At 61.1% G+C, this 18,907-nt stretch carries 17 protein-coding genes; 8 read left to right on the top strand and 9 right to left on the bottom strand.

Features of this window, described 5'->3' with window-relative positions; all coding sequences use genetic code 11:
• Positions 1-81 precede the first annotated feature (81 nt).
• The 3 genes from DNK50_RS10900 to yiaY form a co-directional block, all read right to left on the bottom strand.
• On the bottom strand, positions 82-1,035 hold the full coding sequence (locus tag DNK50_RS10900; RefSeq protein WP_099587534.1) for a LysR family transcriptional regulator: 954 nt from the start codon (positions 1,033-1,035) through the stop codon (positions 82-84).
• Positions 1,035-1,709, bottom strand: coding sequence for an NAD(P)H-binding protein (locus DNK50_RS10895; RefSeq protein ID WP_099587535.1), 675 nt, complete (start codon positions 1,707-1,709; stop codon positions 1,035-1,037). Before DNK50_RS10895 ends, DNK50_RS10900 begins: the two co-directional genes overlap by 1 nt.
• Positions 1,710-1,794: 85 nt before the next feature.
• Positions 1,795-2,943: an L-threonine dehydrogenase gene (yiaY, locus tag DNK50_RS10890; RefSeq protein WP_112193988.1), complete on the bottom strand. Its 1,149-nt coding sequence runs from the start codon at positions 2,941-2,943 to the stop codon at positions 1,795-1,797.
• A 124-nt stretch (positions 2,944-3,067) separates the two neighbouring features.
• On the opposite strand from yiaY, the gene DNK50_RS10885 reads away from it, so the two are divergent.
• Positions 3,068-4,084 carry a DUF4917 family protein gene (locus tag DNK50_RS10885; RefSeq protein ID WP_112193985.1) on the top strand — a complete coding sequence of 339 codons (1,017 nt, stop codon included), beginning with the start codon at positions 3,068-3,070 and terminating at the stop codon, positions 4,082-4,084.
• Positions 4,085-4,103: 19 nt separating this feature from the next.
• Here the strand turns inward: DNK50_RS10885 and DNK50_RS10880 are convergent, their stop codons facing one another.
• Positions 4,104-4,631 (bottom strand): helix-turn-helix domain-containing protein, encoded by a 528-nt coding sequence (locus DNK50_RS10880; RefSeq protein WP_099587538.1) that lies wholly within the window; start codon positions 4,629-4,631, stop codon positions 4,104-4,106.
• 106 nt (positions 4,632-4,737) lie between these two features.
• Here DNK50_RS10880 and DNK50_RS10875 point away from each other — a divergent pair, with 106 nt between their 5' ends.
• From DNK50_RS10875 to DNK50_RS10850, 6 genes are all read left to right on the top strand, one after another.
• A complete protein-coding gene (locus DNK50_RS10875) occupies positions 4,738-5,520 on the top strand; it encodes an aldolase (RefSeq protein ID WP_099587539.1) in 783 nt (260 codons plus the stop codon).
• Between the two features lie 28 nt (positions 5,521-5,548).
• A complete protein-coding gene (locus DNK50_RS10870) occupies positions 5,549-6,421 on the top strand; it encodes a dihydrodipicolinate synthase family protein (protein WP_099587540.1) in 873 nt (290 codons plus the stop codon).
• Between the two features lie 137 nt (positions 6,422-6,558).
• Positions 6,559-7,098 (top strand): RNA polymerase sigma factor, encoded by a 540-nt coding sequence (locus tag DNK50_RS10865; protein WP_112193983.1) that lies wholly within the window; start codon positions 6,559-6,561, stop codon positions 7,096-7,098.
• The gene (locus DNK50_RS10860; RefSeq protein WP_112193981.1) at positions 7,095-8,063 is read left to right on the top strand and encodes a FecR domain-containing protein; all 969 of its coding nucleotides are present in this window, start codon (positions 7,095-7,097) and stop codon (positions 8,061-8,063) included. The genes DNK50_RS10865 and DNK50_RS10860 overlap by 4 nt, the downstream gene beginning before the upstream one ends.
• Positions 8,064-8,191: 128 nt before the next feature.
• The gene (locus tag DNK50_RS10855) at positions 8,192-10,750 is read left to right on the top strand and encodes a TonB-dependent receptor (RefSeq protein WP_112193979.1); all 2,559 of its coding nucleotides are present in this window, start codon (positions 8,192-8,194) and stop codon (positions 10,748-10,750) included.
• Positions 10,751-10,849: 99 nt separating this feature from the next.
• Positions 10,850-11,749, top strand: a complete 900-nt coding sequence (locus DNK50_RS10850) for a DMT family transporter (RefSeq protein ID WP_099587544.1) — start codon at positions 10,850-10,852, stop codon at positions 11,747-11,749.
• A 40-nt stretch (positions 11,750-11,789) separates the two neighbouring features.
• Here the strand turns inward: DNK50_RS10850 and DNK50_RS10845 are convergent, their stop codons facing one another.
• The 4 genes from DNK50_RS10845 to DNK50_RS10830 all read right to left on the bottom strand — a co-directional run bounded on the left by DNK50_RS10845 (position 11,790) and on the right by DNK50_RS10830 (position 15,146).
• The gene (locus DNK50_RS10845; protein ID WP_112193977.1) at positions 11,790-13,007 is read right to left on the bottom strand and encodes an SAM-dependent methyltransferase; all 1,218 of its coding nucleotides are present in this window, start codon (positions 13,005-13,007) and stop codon (positions 11,790-11,792) included.
• Positions 13,008-13,152: 145 nt separating this feature from the next.
• Positions 13,153-13,770, bottom strand: a complete 618-nt coding sequence (locus DNK50_RS10840) for a TPM domain-containing protein (protein ID WP_099587546.1) — start codon at positions 13,768-13,770, stop codon at positions 13,153-13,155.
• Between the two features lie 31 nt (positions 13,771-13,801).
• Complete coding sequence (locus tag DNK50_RS29370; protein ID WP_112193975.1) at positions 13,802-14,530, bottom strand: TPM domain-containing protein; 729 nt, start codon at positions 14,528-14,530, stop codon at positions 13,802-13,804.
• Positions 14,531-14,534: 4 nt separating this feature from the next.
• The gene (locus DNK50_RS10830) at positions 14,535-15,146 is read right to left on the bottom strand and encodes a LemA family protein (RefSeq protein WP_099587548.1); all 612 of its coding nucleotides are present in this window, start codon (positions 15,144-15,146) and stop codon (positions 14,535-14,537) included.
• 244 nt (positions 15,147-15,390) lie between these two features.
• Here DNK50_RS10830 and bglX point away from each other — a divergent pair, with 244 nt between their 5' ends.
• The gene (bglX, locus tag DNK50_RS10825; protein ID WP_112193972.1) at positions 15,391-17,682 is read left to right on the top strand and encodes a beta-glucosidase BglX; all 2,292 of its coding nucleotides are present in this window, start codon (positions 15,391-15,393) and stop codon (positions 17,680-17,682) included.
• A 67-nt stretch (positions 17,683-17,749) separates the two neighbouring features.
• On the opposite strand, the gene DNK50_RS10820 is transcribed toward bglX, so the two are convergent.
• Positions 17,750-18,907 carry a phosphatidylserine/phosphatidylglycerophosphate/cardiolipin synthase family protein gene (locus tag DNK50_RS10820; protein WP_112193970.1) on the bottom strand — a complete coding sequence of 386 codons (1,158 nt, stop codon included), beginning with the start codon at positions 18,905-18,907 and terminating at the stop codon, positions 17,750-17,752.

Here is an 18,907-nt window from a genome sequence, read left to right as displayed (position 1 = left end):
GAATGTGGACCAAGGCTAGAGGACGGGGGCGGAAGAAATCCAACCGTCAGTTGGCAAGGAGCGTTCGCGAAAAGCGAACGCTCAGCGAATTTTCCGTAGGACCAGGCTGGCAGGCTGCTCCAGGGAAGGCATCGACAGACTCAGGTAATCGAACAACAGCCGACTCACTGGCGACAATTGCGCTTCGTCGCGCACCACCAGGATCAAACGGCGATCAGACCAACTGTCCGTCAACGGCACCGCGTGCAAACCCAGTGCGCGCCCAAACAATTCGTAGGCCTTGTGCGGCAGGATACCGATGCCCATATTGGCCTGGACCATCCGGCACATCGCATCAAAGCCCGGCACATGGATACGCAGGCGCAGCATCTTGCCGGCCTCACGCGCAGCGGCGTGGGTACGCATGTTGATTGAGCTCGCGGCGTGCAGGCCGACGTAGTCGCTGTCCAGGGTTTCGGCGAACGCCACGCTCTGGCGCGCTCCCAACGGATGATCCGCCGGCATCAGCACCACCAGTTTGTCGAGCCGATAGGTCACGCTGGGCAAGCCTTTGGTGTCTGTGTCGCACGAGCAGATACCCAGGTCCGCGACGCCGTCCAGCACGCCCTGCACCACGCCGGTACTGGGGCGCTCTTCCAGATCGGTTTTCACTTCGGGATGCAGCTCGGAAAAATCGCGCAAATCTTCAGGAAGGAACTGAATGATCGCCGAAAGATTGGCCAACATCCGCACATAACCGCGCACACCGTGGCTGTGTTCGCCCAGTTCCAGGCCCATCTTCTCGACGTTGAACAGCATCTGCCGTGCATGGTGCAACAGCGTTTCGCCAGCGGCCGTCAGGTCCATGCCCTTGGCCCGGCGCACAAACAGGCTTACGCCCAACACGTGCTCCAGTTCCATCAGGCGCTTGCTGGCGGCCGATACCGCAATGGCCTCACGGGCAGCGGCACGGGTCAAAGTGCCTTCTTCGAACACCGCGACAAACAGCTGCAGGGTGATCAGGTCCAGGCGACGCACCAGGCTCTTGTGCAACATCAGCGACGCTCGGCAGCCAGACGGTGGATCTCGCCCTGCTCTACCACCGCTTGCGGCGCGCCGTGGCTCACCGCCTGCAACATCGCCCGCCCAACGGTCTCGGTACTCACCACCCAGCTCGGTTTGACCCGGCGCACAAACGAGAGCACAGGCCCCAGCACGGAATAAAAGGCCTGGTACAACGGCGTCTTCGAGCGCACACCGTGCAACGGCTGGATAATCCCCGGCCGGAACAGGTACACCGCCTTGAACGGCAAGCGCAGCAAGGCGTTCTCGGTCTTGCCCTTGACCCGCGCCCACATCGACTTGCCCGCCTCGGAGCTGTCGGTACCGGCGCCGGACACATAGATAAACGTCATCTGCGGATTGAGCCGCGCCAAGGTGCTGGCAGCGACGAGAGTCAAGTCATAGGTGAGATGGGTGTACCTGGTTTCATTCATGCCGGCCGAAGACACGCCGAGGCAGAAGAAGCACGCATCAAAGCCTTGCAGCAGGTTTTCCAGGGGCTGGAAATCCAGCATGTCACCGTGCAATACCTGATGCAGCTTGCCGTGTTCCTGGGTCAGTGGCGTGCGGCCAACGGCGACGATTTCCTGCACGTCGGCAGCCAACAGGCATTCACGCAGAACACCCTGGCCGACCATGCCGGTGGCGCCGAATAACAGAACTCTCATAAGGGGACCTCAGCGGCAAGCCGCAAGCTCAAGTTAAACGCATTCGACTTGTAGCTTAACGCTTGCCGCTTGCCACTGCCCCTATTCAAAACGCGCTGCGAAAAATCTCCTCAATCTGACGCTGATCCGCGCGCCGTGGGTTGGTCAGTCCACACGCATCCTTCAACGCATTGGCCGCCAGCAGCGGAATGTCCTGCAACTTGGCGCCCAGTTCACGCAGGCCGGCGGGAATTTCAACGTCCTGGGCCAGGCTGCGGATGGCGGCGATGGCGGCTTGGGCGCCCTCTTCTGCGGTGATGCCCTTGATCTCGGCACCCAGTGCGCGGCCCACGTCGCTCAAGCGTTTGGCGCTGACGCTTGCGTTGAAGCTTTGCACATGGGGCAGCAGCACCGCATTGCACACGCCGTGGGGCAGGTCGTAGAAACCGCCCAACTGGTGGGCCATGGCGTGCACAAAGCCCAGGGATGCGTTGTTGAAGGCCATGCCGGCGAGGAACTGCGCGTAAGCCATGTTTTCCCGCGCGACCTTATCGCTGCCGTCGCGTACGGCCAGGCGCAAGTTGGCGCTGATCAGTTCGATGGCCTTGATCGCGCAGGCATCGGTGATCGGCGTGGCGGCGGTGGAGACGTAGGCTTCGATGGCGTGGGTCAGGGCGTCCATGCCGGTGGCGGCGGTGAGCCCCTTGGGCATGCCGACCATCAGCGCTGGGTCGTTGACCGACAGCAGCGGCGTGACGTTGCGGTCAACGATGGCCATTTTCACGTGGCGGGTTTCGTCGGTGATGATGCAAAAGCGCGTCATCTCGCTGGCAGTGCCGGCGGTGGTGTTGATGGCGACCAGCGGCAGTTGTGGCTTGGCCGACTGATCGACGCCTTCGTAGTCGCCGATATGCCCGCCGTTGGTGGCGCACAGGGCAATCCCCTTGGCGCAGTCATGGGGCGAGCCGCCGCCCAGCGACACCACAAAATCACACGCACTGTGCTGCAACAACGCCAGGCCTTTCTCAACGTTTTCCACATTGGGGTTGGGCTTGGCGCCGTCGTAGATCACCGAGTCAATGTCCTGCATCGCCAGTTTTTCGGCGATCATGCTGGCCACGCCCGCCTTGGCCAGGCCGGCGTCGGTGACGATGAGCGCCTTGCGAAAACCGTAGTTGCGGATAGCGTTCATGGCTTCGTCGAGGCAATCGGTGCCCATGATGTTGACGGCAGGAATGAAGAAGGTGCTGCTCATGGCGAATCCTCGGATAACGTTTATGCCTACAGCATCGACCTCACTGGCCTGCGGCATCTTGATCAGGATCAACGCCCGCTCGTGATAAAGTCACCGCCCAGCCGATTTCGAGTAGCCCGCCGCAATGAAGGATTTCCAGGATATTGACGCCCACCTTGAAGACTGGAGCGCCCTGCGCAGCGCCATCGACTTCACTGGGATTCTGATCGGCAACGGCGCGAGTCGTACGATTTGGGAAGACTTTGCCTACGACTCGCTGTTTGAAAACGCCCGCACCGTCGAAGAAAAACCCCTGAGCCCCTCTGAACTCAGCGTGTTCGACGCCCTGCAAACCCGCAGTTTCGAGCAAGCCCTGGGCGCGCTGAAAACCACCAGCCGGGTCAACAAGGCGTTGGCAGTCAGCTCGGCGGCACCGCGCAATCGCTACTACGCGATCAAGGAAGCGTTGATCAACACGATCCACGCGGTGCATATCCCGTGGCGCCTGGTGCAGCCATCGACACTGGCAGCGATCAACACGGAACTGGCCAGTTATGCCACTGTGTTTACCAGTAACTACGATCTGCTCAACTACTGGGCGATCCTGCACACGCCGGGCATCGACGACCTGTTTCGCAACGCCGACGCCAGCTTCGACCTGCGCAACACCCGCACCGACGCCACACGCATCCTGTACCTGCACGGCGGCCTGCACCTGGTGCGCAACCTCGACGGCACTGCGCGCAAACTGCCGACGACCGACAGCACCTTGCTCAGCAGCTTTGCCATCAACAACACGATCAAGACCCTGGACGATGTGCCGTTGTTTGTCAGCGAAGGCAAGATGGAGGAGAAGCTCAAGACCATCCGCAGTTCGGATTACCTGTCGTTCTGCTATGAGCAATTGCTGACTCACGAGGGCGCGCTGTGCATCTTCGGGCACGGTCTGGGGCCGCAGGATCAGCACTTGGTGGACGCGATTCGCCAGGCCAATGTGAGCACGCTGGCGATCTCGGTGTCGGGCCGCAGTGAAGGGTTTATCCGCCAGCAGAAGCGCCGGTATTTCGAGTTGTTTGATGGCAGCGGTGTGGCGCTGAAGTTTTTTGCGGCGCGCACGCATCCGCTGGGGAATGCAGCACTGTCCGTCCCTGTCGAACGCTGATCAAAAATTCGGATCGTGATTATTCTTCCGCGCTGTGCACCACCACCAGCAGCTGCGCCTGCACGTCCCCCACCGAACGAAGCCGGTGCGGCTTTTGCGCGTTGAAGTGCAACGCATCGCCTCGCTGCAAAATCACCCGTTCGTTCATGAAGTCCACCTCTACCGCGCCTTCATGCACGAACAGAAACTCCTCCCCCAGATGCTCCTTGAAGGTCTTGTCGCTGAACTCCGCCGGCGGGTAAATGATGAACGGCAGCAAGCTGCGCTCGCTGACTTGATGGGCCAGCACCGCGTAACCCGGCGTGGTATCGGGCCGCTCGTGACTGCGCACCAGGCTGTAGCTGTCGAGGCTGACGCGATCCTCGCTGAACAATTCCTCGACGTTCACGTTCAACGCCTTGGCCAGTTTCAACGCGGCGGCAATGGACGGCGTGTTGAGCCCGCGCTCGACCTTGGACAGGTAACTCTTGGTCATCCCGGATTTTTCAGCCAGGGCCTCCAAGGTCACGCCGAGTTTTTTCCTTAATAATTTCAAACGGATAGACATGCGCTGCGGGTAATCCATGCAGTAAACGATAAGCTGTGCTTGCCAATGACACAAAGTGTCATATAGCATCTTTAGTGTCATTTGCTCTAACCCAAAGGACACCGATATGGCCAAGACATTAGCACTCCCCAAAGACCAACTGGTCAAGCACGCACTGAATCAGATGCAAAACAGCCTGGCGGATAATACGTGGACCGACCGGCAAAAGCTGGCGCTCACCTGCCGCATCCTGTTCGAGAACGGCCACGACTCCGGCCTGGCCGGGCAGATCACCGCACGCGGCCCCACGCCAGGCACCTATTACACCCAACCATTGGGCCTGGGTTTTGATGAGATCACCGCCAGCAACCTGTTGCTGGTGAACGAGGACCTTGAAGTGCTGGAAGGTCACGGCATCCCCAACCCGGCCAACCGTTTCCACAGCTGGGTGTACCGTGGCCGGCCGGATGTGAACTGCATCATCCACACGCACCCCACCCATATCGCGGCGTTGTCGATGCTCGAAGTGCCGCTGCAGGTGTCCCACATGGACCTTTGCCCGCTGTACGAAGACTGCGCCTTCCTGGAAGCCTGGCCAGGCGTGCCGGTGGGCAATGAGGAAGGCGATATCATCACCACGGCGCTCGGCGACAAGCGCGCGATTTTGCTCTCGCACCACGGTCAACTGTCCACCGGGGCGAGTATCGAGGAGGCCTGCGTAATCGCCCAGTTGATCGAGCGCGCCGCCAAATTGCAGCTGCTGGCGATGGCGGCGGGCACTATCAAGCCGATCCTGCCAGCGCTGGGCCGCGAGGCCCATGACTGGATTTCCCGACCCAAGCGCCATGGCGCCGCGTTCAACTATTACGCCCGGCAGAACCTGCGCCAACACGCCGATTGCCTGAACTGACCCGCCCCTCTCAGACCGGAGACTATCCATGTCCAGCCCCACTCTTCACGGCATCATCGGCTACACCATCACACCGTTCAGCGCTGACGGTCAAAGCATCGACCTCGGCGCCCTCGGCCGCTCCATCGACCGTCTGATCGACAGCGGCGTGCATGCCATTGCTCCACTGGGCAGCACCGGCGAAGGCGCGTATCTAAGCGATGCCGAGTGGGACGAAGTCAGCGCCTACAGCCTCGCAAAAATCGCCCGGCGCGTGCCGACCATTGTCAGCGTGTCCGACCTGACCACCGCCAAGGCTGTGCGCCGCGCCCGTTACGCCGAAGCCAACGGCGCCGATGTGGTGATGGTGCTGCCAGCCTCGTACTGGAAACTCAGCGAGGCGGAAATTCTCGCCCACTACGCGGCGATCGGCGACAGCGTCGGTGTGCCGATCATGCTCTACAACAACCCGGCCACCAGTGGCACGGACATGTCGGTGGAACTGATCCTGCGCATCCTCAAGCAGGTCGAGAACGTGACCATGGTCAAGGAAAGCACCGGGGATATTCAGCGTATGCACCAGTTGCATCGTCACAGTGATGTGCCGTTCTACAACGGCTGCAACCCGCTGGCGCTGGAAGCCTTCGCGGCGGGTGCCAAGGGTTGGTGCACGGCGGCGCCGAACCTGATCCCGCAGCTCAACCTGGATTTGTATAACGCTGTATTGGCCAATGACCTGACCCTCGCACGTGAACTGTTTTATCGTCAGTTGCCGCTGCTGGAATTTATCCTCAAGGGCGGGTTGCCGGCGACGATCAAGGCTGGGCTGCGGTTGACCGGATTGGAGGTGGGTGATCCGCGGTTGCCGGTGTTCCCCTTGGGTGAAGCGGGGATTGAACAGCTGACGACGCTGCTGCGCTGACGCGGCGATCCAGTGTGGGGCGGGGCCTCCCTCCCACATTTTAAATAGAGTGGATCCTTCAAATAGAGACAAATGACAATAGTTCTCGATATCATTCACGACTTTTCCCACGTCGTGCTTCGTCAAGAAGGATATCCATGTCTCGTCCCAAGCCCGACCCGGTGTCGGCCGATGCCTTTCGCGCGTTTTATACGGATATTCTGTATTTCCTGCGTAAACGCACGGACAACGCCAGCGACGCGGCGGACATGACCCAGGATGTCTTTACCCAATGGCTGGACTACCGCGACCGCGCCAAGGTCGAGCAGCCCCGAGCGTTTCTGTTCCAGATGGCACGCAACCTGCTGCGTGATCACTGGCGCAAACAGAAGGTACGACACACCGTCCATCAAGATCAGGCCGCCATGGACGTCGAACCTGTCACCGACGAGCAAAACGATCCCATGGCCGCCGCGCAACGCTTGCAACGCCTGGAACAGTTGAAAGAAGTCCTCGCCGAACTCTCGCCCCGCAGGCGAGAAGCCCTTATGCTGCACCGCTTCGAAGGCCTGAGCCAGGCGCAGATTGCAGAACGCATGGGCATTTCGACCAGCATGGTGGAAAAGCACATCGCCTTTGCCCTGCTGCATTGCAAGCGACGCCTTCAAAACGACCCCGGCACGGAGCAGCCAGAATGAACCGCCTGAGCGACACCGACGACCTGGATATCGACGATAGCGACGCCATCGACGCCCAGGCCGCCAGCTGGTTTGCGCGCAACCGCAACGACACCGACCGCGCCGACCGCCGGGCGTTTGCCGCCTGGGTGGCCGAACCGGCCCATGCCCGCGCCTATGCCGAATTCGAGCAACTGTGGGCGGACCTGGCCCAGTTGCAGCAACTGAACAAACCCGTGGCGCTGCCCAAGCGCAAACCATCGGTATGGCGCCCTGCGCTAGCGGTGGCCGCCGCATTGCTGTGCGCGGTGCTGGCCACGCATATCGGCGCGCCGCGTGAGCTCTATCACACCCAGGTCGCTGCCCATGCCAAGGGCATGCGCACCGTGAATCTGCCGGATGGCAGTACCTTGTACGTGAATGCCAATACTCAACTGCGCGTGGACTTCAATGCGCACCAACGCATCGTGCACCTGGACAAGGGCCAGTTGTACATCGAGGTGGCTGCCGACAAGGAGCGCCCGCTGTTCGTGCGGGCCGGCGCGGCCACTGTGCGGGTGGTCGGTACCGGTTTTGACGTGCGACGCAGCCAGCAGCAACTGGTGGTCAGCGTCGCCCACGGCCAGGTCGCGTTCGAACCGGACACCAAAAGCCCCGTCACCCTGCTCGGCGCCCGGCAACGCGCCAGCTATAGCTACACCAAAGGCACCTTGCAGCAGCAAACCCTCACGGCTGAAGAAGTGGCCGACTGGCGCAGCGGGCACTTGTCGTTTCGCAACCGCGAACTGGTCAGCCTGATCGATGAACTGAGCCTGTACCGCCCCCAGGCGCCGTTGCAGGTGAGCAACGCCGTGGCCCACCTGACAGTGTCGGGCAATCTTGATGTGAATGACCCCGACGCCCTGCTCAATGCCCTGCCCGCCCTGCTGCCGGTGAAAACCGTGGCGTCGGCCGACGGCATTGTCCGGATAGAACCGAGCAAGTAAGCCAGCCAAAACCACACTTGAGAATATTTTTCATTCGCAGGTGTGGTTTTTTTGGCCAGCCCCGTCTTCCTCCGGTCTGCGTTTGATACGCACGCATTTTCGGCCATTTGGCCACACTGGGGGATTTCATGTTTCGCGCGCCTTGCCACGCTACGCATCTGTTTCTGCGACCAACCCTTATTGCCAGCTGCCTGGCCTTCAGCCTCAGTGCCCAGGCCGAGTCGTTCACCCTGCACCTGCCCGCCCAGTCGCTGGCCACCTCCCTGAGTCAGGTGGCGCAGCAGGCGAAAATCCAGTTGCTGTTCGATGAAACGCTGCTCAAGAACGTACAGGCACCGGCGCTCAACGGTGATTTCACCCCGGAAGTGGCGATTCGCACCCTGCTGAAAAACGCTGCGTTTACCTTGATCAAGGTGGGCAGTACCTACGTGGTCAAGCCCGAAGAGGCCAAGACCACCAACAGCGGTACGATCCTGCTGGATGCGCTGAGCGTGATTGGCACGGGCAATGAAGTCGACTCCAGTACGGTCAACCGCTCAACCCTGACCCAAGCCGACATCGACCGCTACCAGGCCAATAACATCCCGAGCCTGCTGCAAACCTTGCCGGGCGTCAGCCAGGGTGGTTCGCTCAAACCGGGCGGCCAGACCATCAACATCCGCGGTTTCGGCGATGCCGAAGACGTACCGCTAACCGTCGACGGTGCCACCAAAAGCGGTTTCGAGCGCTACCAGCAAGGCACAGTATTCATCGAGCCCGAACTGATCAAGACGATCGAAGTGGAGAAAGGCCCCAATTCGCCTTTCACCGGTAACGGCGGTTTTGGCGGCACCGTTAACATGGTCACCAAGGATGCCCCCGACCTGCTCAAGGACGGCCGCAATAGCGGTGCGATGGTCAAATACGGTTACTCCAGCAACGACCATGAACAGGTCTACAGCGGCGCCGTGTATGGCCGGACTGACGATGGGCGGTTCGATGCATTGGCGTACCTGACCAAACGCGACGGCGACGATATGAAAGTGGCCGCCAAGTTGCCCAACGAGAACAATCAGTACCCGATCAACCCCCAGCGCCTGCCCAACACCGCCCAGGATGTGGACGGCAAACTGTTCAAGATCAACGCACACCTCACCGATGAACATGCCGTTGGCCTCTCTTACTCACAGTCCCACAGCAATCGCTGGACACCGTTTTCCGCCGCAAGCTACCCCACTCCCCCGACCCAGGCCAACATCAACCGCTACGGATACGAAGGGGCACTCAAGCGTTTTTTAGCCCATCGCGACACCGTCGATACCACATGGTCGGGCAAGTATGAATACCAGCCCCTGGATAACCCGCTGGTAGACCTGACCGTCAAGTACTCCCAGTCCAACACCGACCAGACCGACGAGCGCGACGCCACTGCGTTTTTCCAACTGGCCACCGGCGGGCGCAAGATGGACACGGCCTACACCGACAAAAATCTCGATATCCGCAACATCAGCCTGTTCGACACCGGGCCGTTGCAGCACGCAGTGACCGTCGGCGGGCAGATCCGCAAACACGTGCGCGAGACCGAAATGTGGATGCCCGGCACCACCTACAACACGCCGCTCTACAACTATGGGCACTTCCAGCCGGGCTTCATGCCCCACGGTAAGGTCGATACCAACAGTTTCTTTATCCAGGACGCGGTCACCTTGGGCAGCCTGACGGTCACCCCATCGCTGCGCTACGACCATGTGCGCAACCGCGGCGAAGCCAACGATGCGCCGTATTACAGCAACCCCGCCCCGGCGGTCGGCCACGATTACAGCGACCGCACCTACACCGGTTGGTCACCCCGCCTGGCGGTATTCTGGACCGTGACCCCGCAGATCGGACTGTTCGCCAACTGGAGTCAGACCTGGCGTGCGCCAGTGATCGACGAGCAATATGAAGTTCAAGGCCTGGGTAACCGTACCGCCACCAGTGTGGACCTTGACCCCGAGCGCATCACCTCGATCACCGTCGGTAACGTCACCAGCTTCGACAACCTGATCACGCAGGACGACAGCCTGCAACTGCGCACCACGCTGTTCCATAACAAAGTCGAGGATGAGATTTTCAAGGCCACCGGTGTGGGTTGCCAGAACCAGGCCGTCAATGGCGGCACTATCGCCACCGCTTGCCCGCCGGGCGCGATGTCCAACTACCGCAACATCGGCAGCCTGACCATCAAGGGCTTAGAGGTCGAGTCGCTTTATAACTCCACCTACCTGTTTGGCTCGGTATCGTATGCCTACGCCAAAGGCCAGCACGAAGGCGCCTACACCAACCCATGGGGTCCGGATGTGGCCGCGCGGGATATCCCGCCGACCAAATGGGTGCTGGTGTTGGGTACCAACATTCCGGCCTGGGACGCTCAGGTGGGTTGGATGGGCCAGTTCATCGGCGCGACCGACCGCCTGCCCAGCGACAAATATTCTGGCGGCCCGGGCACCAGCGTCGGTGACTTGTTCTACGACCAGTACGGCAACAAGCGTTACAACACACAGGGCCTGTTCGCTAAATGGCAACCGCAGCAGGCTTACCTCAAGGGCACCGAGGTCAACTTCACCCTGGACAACATGTTCAATAGCAACTTCCGGCCCGCGTTGAGCGGCGATCGCGCCTACACCAAAGGTCGCGATGCGAAGATCAGCGTCACACGCTTCTTCTAAAACTGTACGGATAATTCCGTACCCAGCTGTAGGCCCGCATTCGGCGGGGGTTGTGGCTAGATGGGCTTCCCTTGAAGCCCTCTGGATTTCGGTACCCCCATGAGATCGCGTGAAAACACCGGCATGGCCCTCGGCCTGCTGGGCGTCATCATCTTCAGCCTGACCCTGCCCTTCACCCGTATCGTGGTGCAGGAGATCCACCCGCTGCTCAACGGCCTGGGCCGTGCCTTGTTCGCGGCGGTCCCGGCGGCGGCGCTGTTGCTGTGGCGTCGCGAGCGCTGGCCCACCTGGCGCCAAGTGCGCGGGCTGTGCCTGGTGATCGCGGGCGTCATTCTTGGCTTTCCGGTGCTGTCGGCCTGGGCCATGCAAACCCTGCCGGCGTCCCATGGCGCGCTGGTCAACGGCCTGCAACCGCTGTGCGTGGCGCTGTATGCGGCGTGGCTGTCCCACGAGCGACCGTCCAAAGCCTTCTGGGCCTGCGCCGCATTGGGCAGTGCGTTGGTATTGAGTTATGCGTTGATCACCGGCGCCGGCAGTATCCAGGCGGGTGATTTGCTGATGCTCGGCGCGATTGCCGTGGGTGGCCTGGGGTATGCCGAAGGCGGCAGGTTGGCCAAGGAGATGGGCGGCTGGCAGGTGATCTGCTGGGCGTTGGTGCTGTCGACGCCGGTGTTGATCGGGCCGGTGTGGTACCTGGCGGCGCAACATCAAGGCGCGATTTCCATGCGCACCTGGTGGGCGTTTGGCTATGTGTCGCTGTTCTCGCAGTTCCTGGGGTTCTTTGCCTGGTACGCCGGGTTGGCCATGGGCGGTATTGCGCGGGTCAGCCAGATCCAGCTGTTGCAGATCTTCTTCACCATCGCGTTTTCGGCGTTGTTCTTTGGGGAACATATCGAGCCGATTACGTGGGTGTTTGCGTGCGGGGTGATTGTGACGGTGATGCTGGGGCGCAGGACATCCGTGCAACCGGCCCCAGCGCCTAAACCGAGCACGGTCTAAATGTAGCAGGGGGCAAGCCCCCTCCCATATTGAGCAGTATTCAGGCCAGGTAGCCGTCGGCGCGCAGCAGGGTTTCCAGGCAGTGTTCGGTGATCTGGTAGAACGCCTTCAACTGCTGAATCTTCTCCAGCAACTGCGCATTGTCCACCGGCTCCGCGCGCTTGACCGCGAGGATCATCTTGTTCTTGTTGGTGTGGTCCAGGGAGATGAACTCAAACACCTTGGTCTCGTAACCACAGGCTTCAAGGAACAATGCGCGCAAACTGTCAGTGACCATTTCCGCCTGCTGGCCCAGGTGCAAACCGTATTGCAGCATCGGCTTGAGCAGCACCGGGCTCTGGATCTGCAAGCGGATCTGCTTATGGCAGCACGGCGAACACATGATGATCGACGCGCCGGAGCGGATGCCGGTGTGGATCGCATAGTCGGTGGCGATATCGCACGCGTGCAGCGCGATCATCACGTCCAGTTCGCTCGGCGCCACGCTGCGTACATCGCCGCATTTGAACACCAGCCCCGGGTGTTCCAGGCGTGCGGCAGCGGTGTTGCACAGGGTCACCATGTCTTCGCGCAGTTCCACACCGGTAACTTCACCTTCGGCCTGGAGGGTGTTGCGCAGGTAATCGTGGATCGCAAACGTGAGGTAGCCCTTGCCCGAACCGAAGTCGGCAACGCGCACCGGTTGGTCCAGCTTGAGCGGTGACGAGGTCAGCGCATGGCTGAACACTTCAATGAACTTGTTGATCTGCTTCCACTTGCGCGACATCGATGGGATCAGCGCCTGCCTGGCGTCTGTCACACCCAGGTCGGCGAGAAACGGCCGGCTCAGATCGAGGAAGCGATGCTTCTCGCGGTTATGCTCGGCCGAAGGTGCCTCACGCAGTTGCTGGGGCTTGCTTTTGAACAGCGAGCTTTTGTTCTTCTTGCTGTATTCCAACTGGGCTTCGTCGGTCAGCGACAGCAAATGCGCGTTCTTGAACGAGGCCGGCAGCAGCTCGGCAATCGCCGCCACGCCATCGGCCAACGGGAAGTTCTTGGTGATGTCGCGGGTCTTGTAGCGGTAGACGAAGGACAGGCACGCCTGCTCCTTGACCGTCACGGGCTTGATGATCAGCCGTTGCAGCTCGGCGTCCTCACCAACGTACTTGGCCAGCACCAGCTTGATAAAGGCGTTCTGCGCGAGGCTCGTGTCCAGCAGTTCGATGAACTGGGCGTGATGATCCGGCGCGGGGCTGGCAGGTTGAGCGATAACGGACATGAACAAAAACGCCTCGGGCTAAGAATGCCGGGCATTTTAGGGGGGATAGAGGTTTAGGGCACGGGGTTATTTGACCAGTGGTCAACACAGATCCAAATGTGGGAGGGCAAGCCCCTTCCCACATTGTTGTTCAGCGGCGCCTGGGTTATTCGAGTACGACCAGACGGTTGGGCAGTTCATTCCGGGCTTGCGTCACCGGTACATGCACCTTCAACAACTCGCCACACGCTTCGATACAGGAGATGAACCCGGCCAACGTCTGCCCCTGCTTCACCTGCTGGGTAAACGTCTTGACGATGGCATCCCAACTGCTGTCATCCAGGCGTTTGGAAATGCCGTCATCCACCAGGATTTCCACGTAACGCTCGGCCTCACACACAAAAATCAGCACACCGGTACTGCCCAACGTGTGGTGCAGGTTCTGCTCCAGAAACTGCCGGCGCGCCAGGTTGGACGCCCGCCAGTGGCGCACCGAGCGCGGAATCAGCCGCGTGGTCACCTTGGGCAAACGAAACACCAGGCACAGCACAATGAAGGTCAGCCACTGGGCCACTAACAAGGTGTACATGGTCAGGTAGCCCGACAGGTAATGCACCACACCCGGCACCACCAAGGCGATCAGGCTGGCCCACAACAACGGGATGTAGGCGTAATCGTCGGCACGCGCGGCCAGCACGGTGACCAGCTCGGCGTCGGTCTGTTGCTCGACCCGGGCAATCGCCTCGGCGACTTGGCGTTGCTCGTGTTCAGTCAGTAATGCCATGGTTGTACATGCTCTTTTCTAGTTATTGTCATCACCAGCCACCTGAAGCGCCGCCGCCGCCGAAACCGCCACCACCGCCCCGGAAACCACCGCCGCCACCGCCTCCCCCGCCGCCGCGTCCGCTGCTGCTGAGAATAGCCAGCAAGATCGCGCCCACCGGCAGCCCCATACGGTTGCACAGCCACAACACGCCGATCAGCAGGATAAACAGGCCAATGGAAAACCCGGGATTATCCTTGGCAAAGTTGGCGTCCGCCACATGGGCCGGCACGGCCAATGGCTCACCACCAACCACCTGGATCATCGCGGCCACGCCATCGCTGATGCCCTGGCTGAAATGGCCGGTTTTGAATTTTGGGGTGATCACTTGATTGATGATGACCCACGACTGCGCATCGGTCAGCACGCCTTCCAGGCCATAGCCGACTTCGATGCGCAATGTGCGCTCATCGCGGGCGACGATCAACAGCGCGCCATTGTCCTTGCCCTTCTGGCCGATGCCCCAGTGGCGGCCCAGTTGATAACCGAAGTCTTCAATGGGCACGCCTTGCAGGTCGGGCACGGTGACGACTACGATCTGGTCGCCGGACGTTTGCTCCAGCGCCTGCAACTGCTCGGTCAACTGCGCGCGCACCGCCGGGTCGATCATCTGGGCGTTGTCCACCACCCGCCCGGTCAACTCCGGGAAGGTCAACGCCGCCTGGGCCGCCCCGACGCAGGCCAGCAGCCACAGCGCCAGGCCTATCCGTAATAAGCGCATCGGCTTACTTGAACTTCACTTGCGGCGCTTTATCGGCATCGGCACTGGTGGCTTCAAACGTCTGGCGGATCGGCAAGTCGCTGTACATCACGCTGTGCCACAGGCGACCTGGGAAGGTGCGGATCTCGGTGTTGTAGGCCTGAACGGCCTGGATAAAGTCGCGGCGGGCCACGGCGATACGGTTTTCGGTGCCTTCAAGCTGGGATTGCAGGGCCAGGAAGTTCTGGTTGGCCTTCAGGTCCGGGTAGCGCTCGGACACCACCATCAAACGGCTGAGGGCGCCGCTCAAACCGTCCTGGGCTTGCTGGAACTGCTTGAGCTTCTCGGGGTTGTCGAGGGTGCTGGCATCCACTTGGATCGAGGTGGCCTTGGCCCGCGCTTCGATCACCGCAGTGAGGGTGTCTTGCTCATGGGCAGCGTAGCCTTTGACCACTTCCACCAGGTTGGGAATCAGGTCGGCGCGGCGTTGGTATTGGTTCTGCACCTGGCCCCAGGCGGCTTTGGCCTGTTCGTCCAGGGTGGGAATGGTGTTGATGCCGCAACCGCTCAGCACCGTGCTGATCAATAGCAAAGCCGCGGCCTTGACGCCCCAGCGGTAACCTTGTGCTGCTTGCATGGTGTTTCTCCTGAGCAATCTTGATGGAATGTGACGACTGACCCTATAAACCGCGCGCTTGGGGCATAATCCGCTCCCACTACTGGATTGCATCGAATCATTCAGCTAAAAAGATGCCCAGCGCAAATAAGAGTTCAGAAGTGTGGTGCATTTTCTGCAATAACACTCGAACAACACCATATGTTCCCCACATTTTGGCAGAACAGCGCCTGTTCGCTGTGCAGTGAGCCGAAAAAGGATATTCATGAAAAAGCTGTGTTTGCTCGGCCTTGTTGCCACGCTGGCCACCCACCCCGCCTGGGCAGAAACAAAGCCTGCTGCGCTTAAAGACAAGGACGCCTTTGTCAGCGACCTGCTCAAGCAGATGACGCTCGACGAGAAGATCGGCCAATTGCGCCTGATCAGCATCGGCCCCGAAATGCCCCGCGAGATGATCCGCAAGGAAATCGCCGCCGGCCGCATCGGCGGCACGTTCAACTCCATCACCCGCCCGGAAAACCGGCCGATGCAGGACGCGGCCATGCGCAGCCGCCTGAAGATCCCGATGTTCTTCGCCTATGACGTGATCCACGGCCACCGCACGATCTTCCCAATCAGCCTGGCCCTGGCCTCCAGCTGGGACATGGACGCCATCGGCCGCTCCGGGCGCATCGCCGCCCAGGAAGCCGCCGCCGACAGCCTCGACATCACTTTCGCGCCGATGGTCGATATCTCCCGTGACCCGCGCTGGGGCCGGACTTCCGAAGGTTTCGGCGAAGACACCTACCTCGTCTCGCGCATTGCCGAAGTCATGGTCCGGGCCTTCCAGGGCGCCAGCCCCGCGAATGCCGACAGCATCATGGCCAGCGTCAAGCACTTCGCCCTGTACGGCGCGGTGGAAGGCGGGCGCGACTACAACGTGGTCGACATGAGCCCGGTCAAGATGTACCAGGACTACCTGCCGCCGTACCACGCGGCGATCAAGGCCGGTTCCGGCGGCGTGATGGTGGCGCTCAACTCGATCAACGGCGTGCCCGCCACCGCCAACACCTGGCTGATGAACGACCTGCTGCGCAAGGACTGGGGCTTCAAGGGCCTGGCCGTCAGCGACCACGGTGCGATCTTCGAACTGATCAAGCACGGCGTGGCCAAGGACGGGCGTGAAGCCGCCAAGCTGGCGATCAAGGCCGGCATCGACATGAGCATGAACGACTCGCTCTACGGCAAGGAATTGCCGGGGCTGCTCAAGTCCGGTGAGATCGAGCAAAGCGACATCGACAACGCGGTGCGCGAAGTGCTCGGCGCCAAGTACGACATGGGGCTGTTCAAGGACCCGTACCTGCGCATCGGCAAGGCCGAGGATGACCCGGCCGACACCTACGCCGACAGCCGCCTGCACCGCGCCGAGGCCCGTGACATCGCGCGCCGCAGCCTGGTCTTGCTGAAAAACCAGAACAACACCCTGCCACTGAAAAAATCCGCGACCATCGCCCTGGTCGGCCCGCTGGCCAAGGCGCCGATCGACATGATGGGCAGTTGGGCCGCAGCCGGTAAGCCGGAACAGTCGGTGACCCTGCTCGACGGTTTGAATGCGGTGATCGGCGAGAAAGGCAAGATCATCTACGCCCGTGGCGCCAACATCACCAACGACAAGGCCGTGGTCGACTACCTCAACTTCCTCAACTTCGATGCCCCGGAAGTGGTGGATGACAAGCGCGCGCCGCAGGTGCTGATCGATGAAGCGGTCAAAGCGGCCAAGGATGCCGACGTGATCGTCGCCGCCGTGGGCGAGTCCCGTGGCATGTCCCACGAATCCTCCAGCCGCACCGACCTGAACATCCCGCAAAGCCAGCGCGACCTGATCAAGGCGTTGAAGGCCACCGGCAAGCCGCTGGTACTGGTGCTGATGAACGGTCGCCCGCTGTCGATCCTGGAAGAGAACCAACAGGCCGACGCCATCCTGGAAACCTGGTTCGCCGGCACCGAAGGCGGCAACGCCATCGCCGATGTGCTGTTCGGCGACTACAACCCGTCGGGCAAACTGCCGATCACTTTCCCACGCTCCGTGGGGCAGATTCCGACTTACTACAACCACCTGACCATCGGCCGGCCGTTCACCCCAGGCAAACCGGGCAACTACACCTCGCAATACTTCGATGACACCACCGGGCCGCTCTTCCCGTTTGGGTATGGCCTGAGCTACACCACGTTCAGCCTGTCGGACATGGCACTGTCGTCCACCACCCTGAACAAGACCGGCAAGCTCGACGCCAGCGTCACCGTGCAGAACACCGGCAAGGTCGACGGCGAAACCGTGGTGCAGTTGTATATCCAGGACGTGGCCGGCTCGATGATCCGCCCGATCAAGGAGCTGAAGAACTTCCAGAAAGTCATGCTCAAGGCTGGGGAAGAGCGCACCTTGCACTTCACCATCACCGAAGAGGATTTGAAGTTCTACAACACCCAGCTCAAGTTCGCGGCGGAACCGGGTGAATTCAATGTGCAGATCGGGCTGGATTCCCAGGATGTGCAGCAGCAGACCTTCGAACTGCTCTAAACCTCAAATGCGCTAAAAACTGTGGGAGGGGGCTTGCCCCCTCCCACATTTGGCCTCGTTGTTCTTGTCAGCCGCGTCGATCCAGCAGATTGACCACCAACCGATCCACCCATCCCCACACTCGCTGCTTTACCCGCCGCCACAATGGCCGCGCCTTCCATGCTTGCAGGCTTACCGCCTGGCTCTGTGCAAAGTCCCGCTCGAAGCTGTCCACCACCGCCGCCGTCAATTGCGGGTCCAACGCTTCAAGGTTGGCTTCCAGGTTGAAGCGCAGGTTCCAGTGATCAAAATTGCACGAGCCGATGCTCACCCAGTCATCCACCAGCACCATTTTAAGGTGCAAAAAACACGGCTGGTATTCAAAGATCTGCACGCCCGAGCGCAACAAACGCGGGTAATAACGATGCCCGGCGTAACGCACGGACGGGTGATCGGTGCGTGGGCCGGTCAGCAGCAAACGCACATCCACCCCGCGCCCAGCAGCCCGGCGCAAGGCACGGCGCACGCCCCAAGTGGGCAGGAAATACGGCGTAGCCAGCCAGATTCGCGTCTTGCTGTTGTTGAGTGCACGGATCAGCGATTGCAGGATGTCGCGGTGCTGACGGGCGTCGGCATACGCGACGCGGCCCAGACCCGGCCCGGTCGCCGGCACTTTGGGCAAGCGCGGCAAACCGAAATGGGTGGCGGGCTTCCATTCCCGGCGCGCCACGTTGGCGTGCCATTGGCGGTCGAACAGCGCCTGCCAGTCCTGCACCAACGGGCCGCTGATCTGCACCATCACTTCGTGCCATTCGGCGGTGTCTTCGCCCGGCGTCCAGAATTCATCGGTGACGCCGGTGCCGCCGACCACGGCGATGTTTTGGTCGATGAGCAGCAGCTTACGGTGGTCGCGGTACAGGTTACGCATCCAACGGCGCCAGCTCAGGCGATTGTAGAAACGCAGCGTCACACCCGCATCGGTCAAACGCTTGCGCAGCCCCAGGGTAAAGGCGAGGCTGCCGTAGTCATCGAACAGGCAACGCACCTGCACGCCGCGTTCGGCGGCCAGCACCAGCGCCTGCACCATGGCTTCGGCACAAGCGCCCGCCTCCACCAGGTACAACTCCAGATCCACCTGGCGCTCGGCGCGCGCAATGCCCACCAGCATCTGCGGGAAGAAATTCGGTCCGTCGATCAACAACTCGAAACGGTTGGCGCTGCGCCACGGGAACACTGCGCCGCTCAC

The organism is Pseudomonas sp. LG1E9 (genome assembly GCF_003290225.1).
GTDB lineage: Bacteria > Pseudomonadota > Gammaproteobacteria > Pseudomonadales > Pseudomonadaceae > Aquipseudomonas > Aquipseudomonas cyclaminis.
This window is presented reverse-complemented; position numbering and strand designations above follow the sequence as displayed.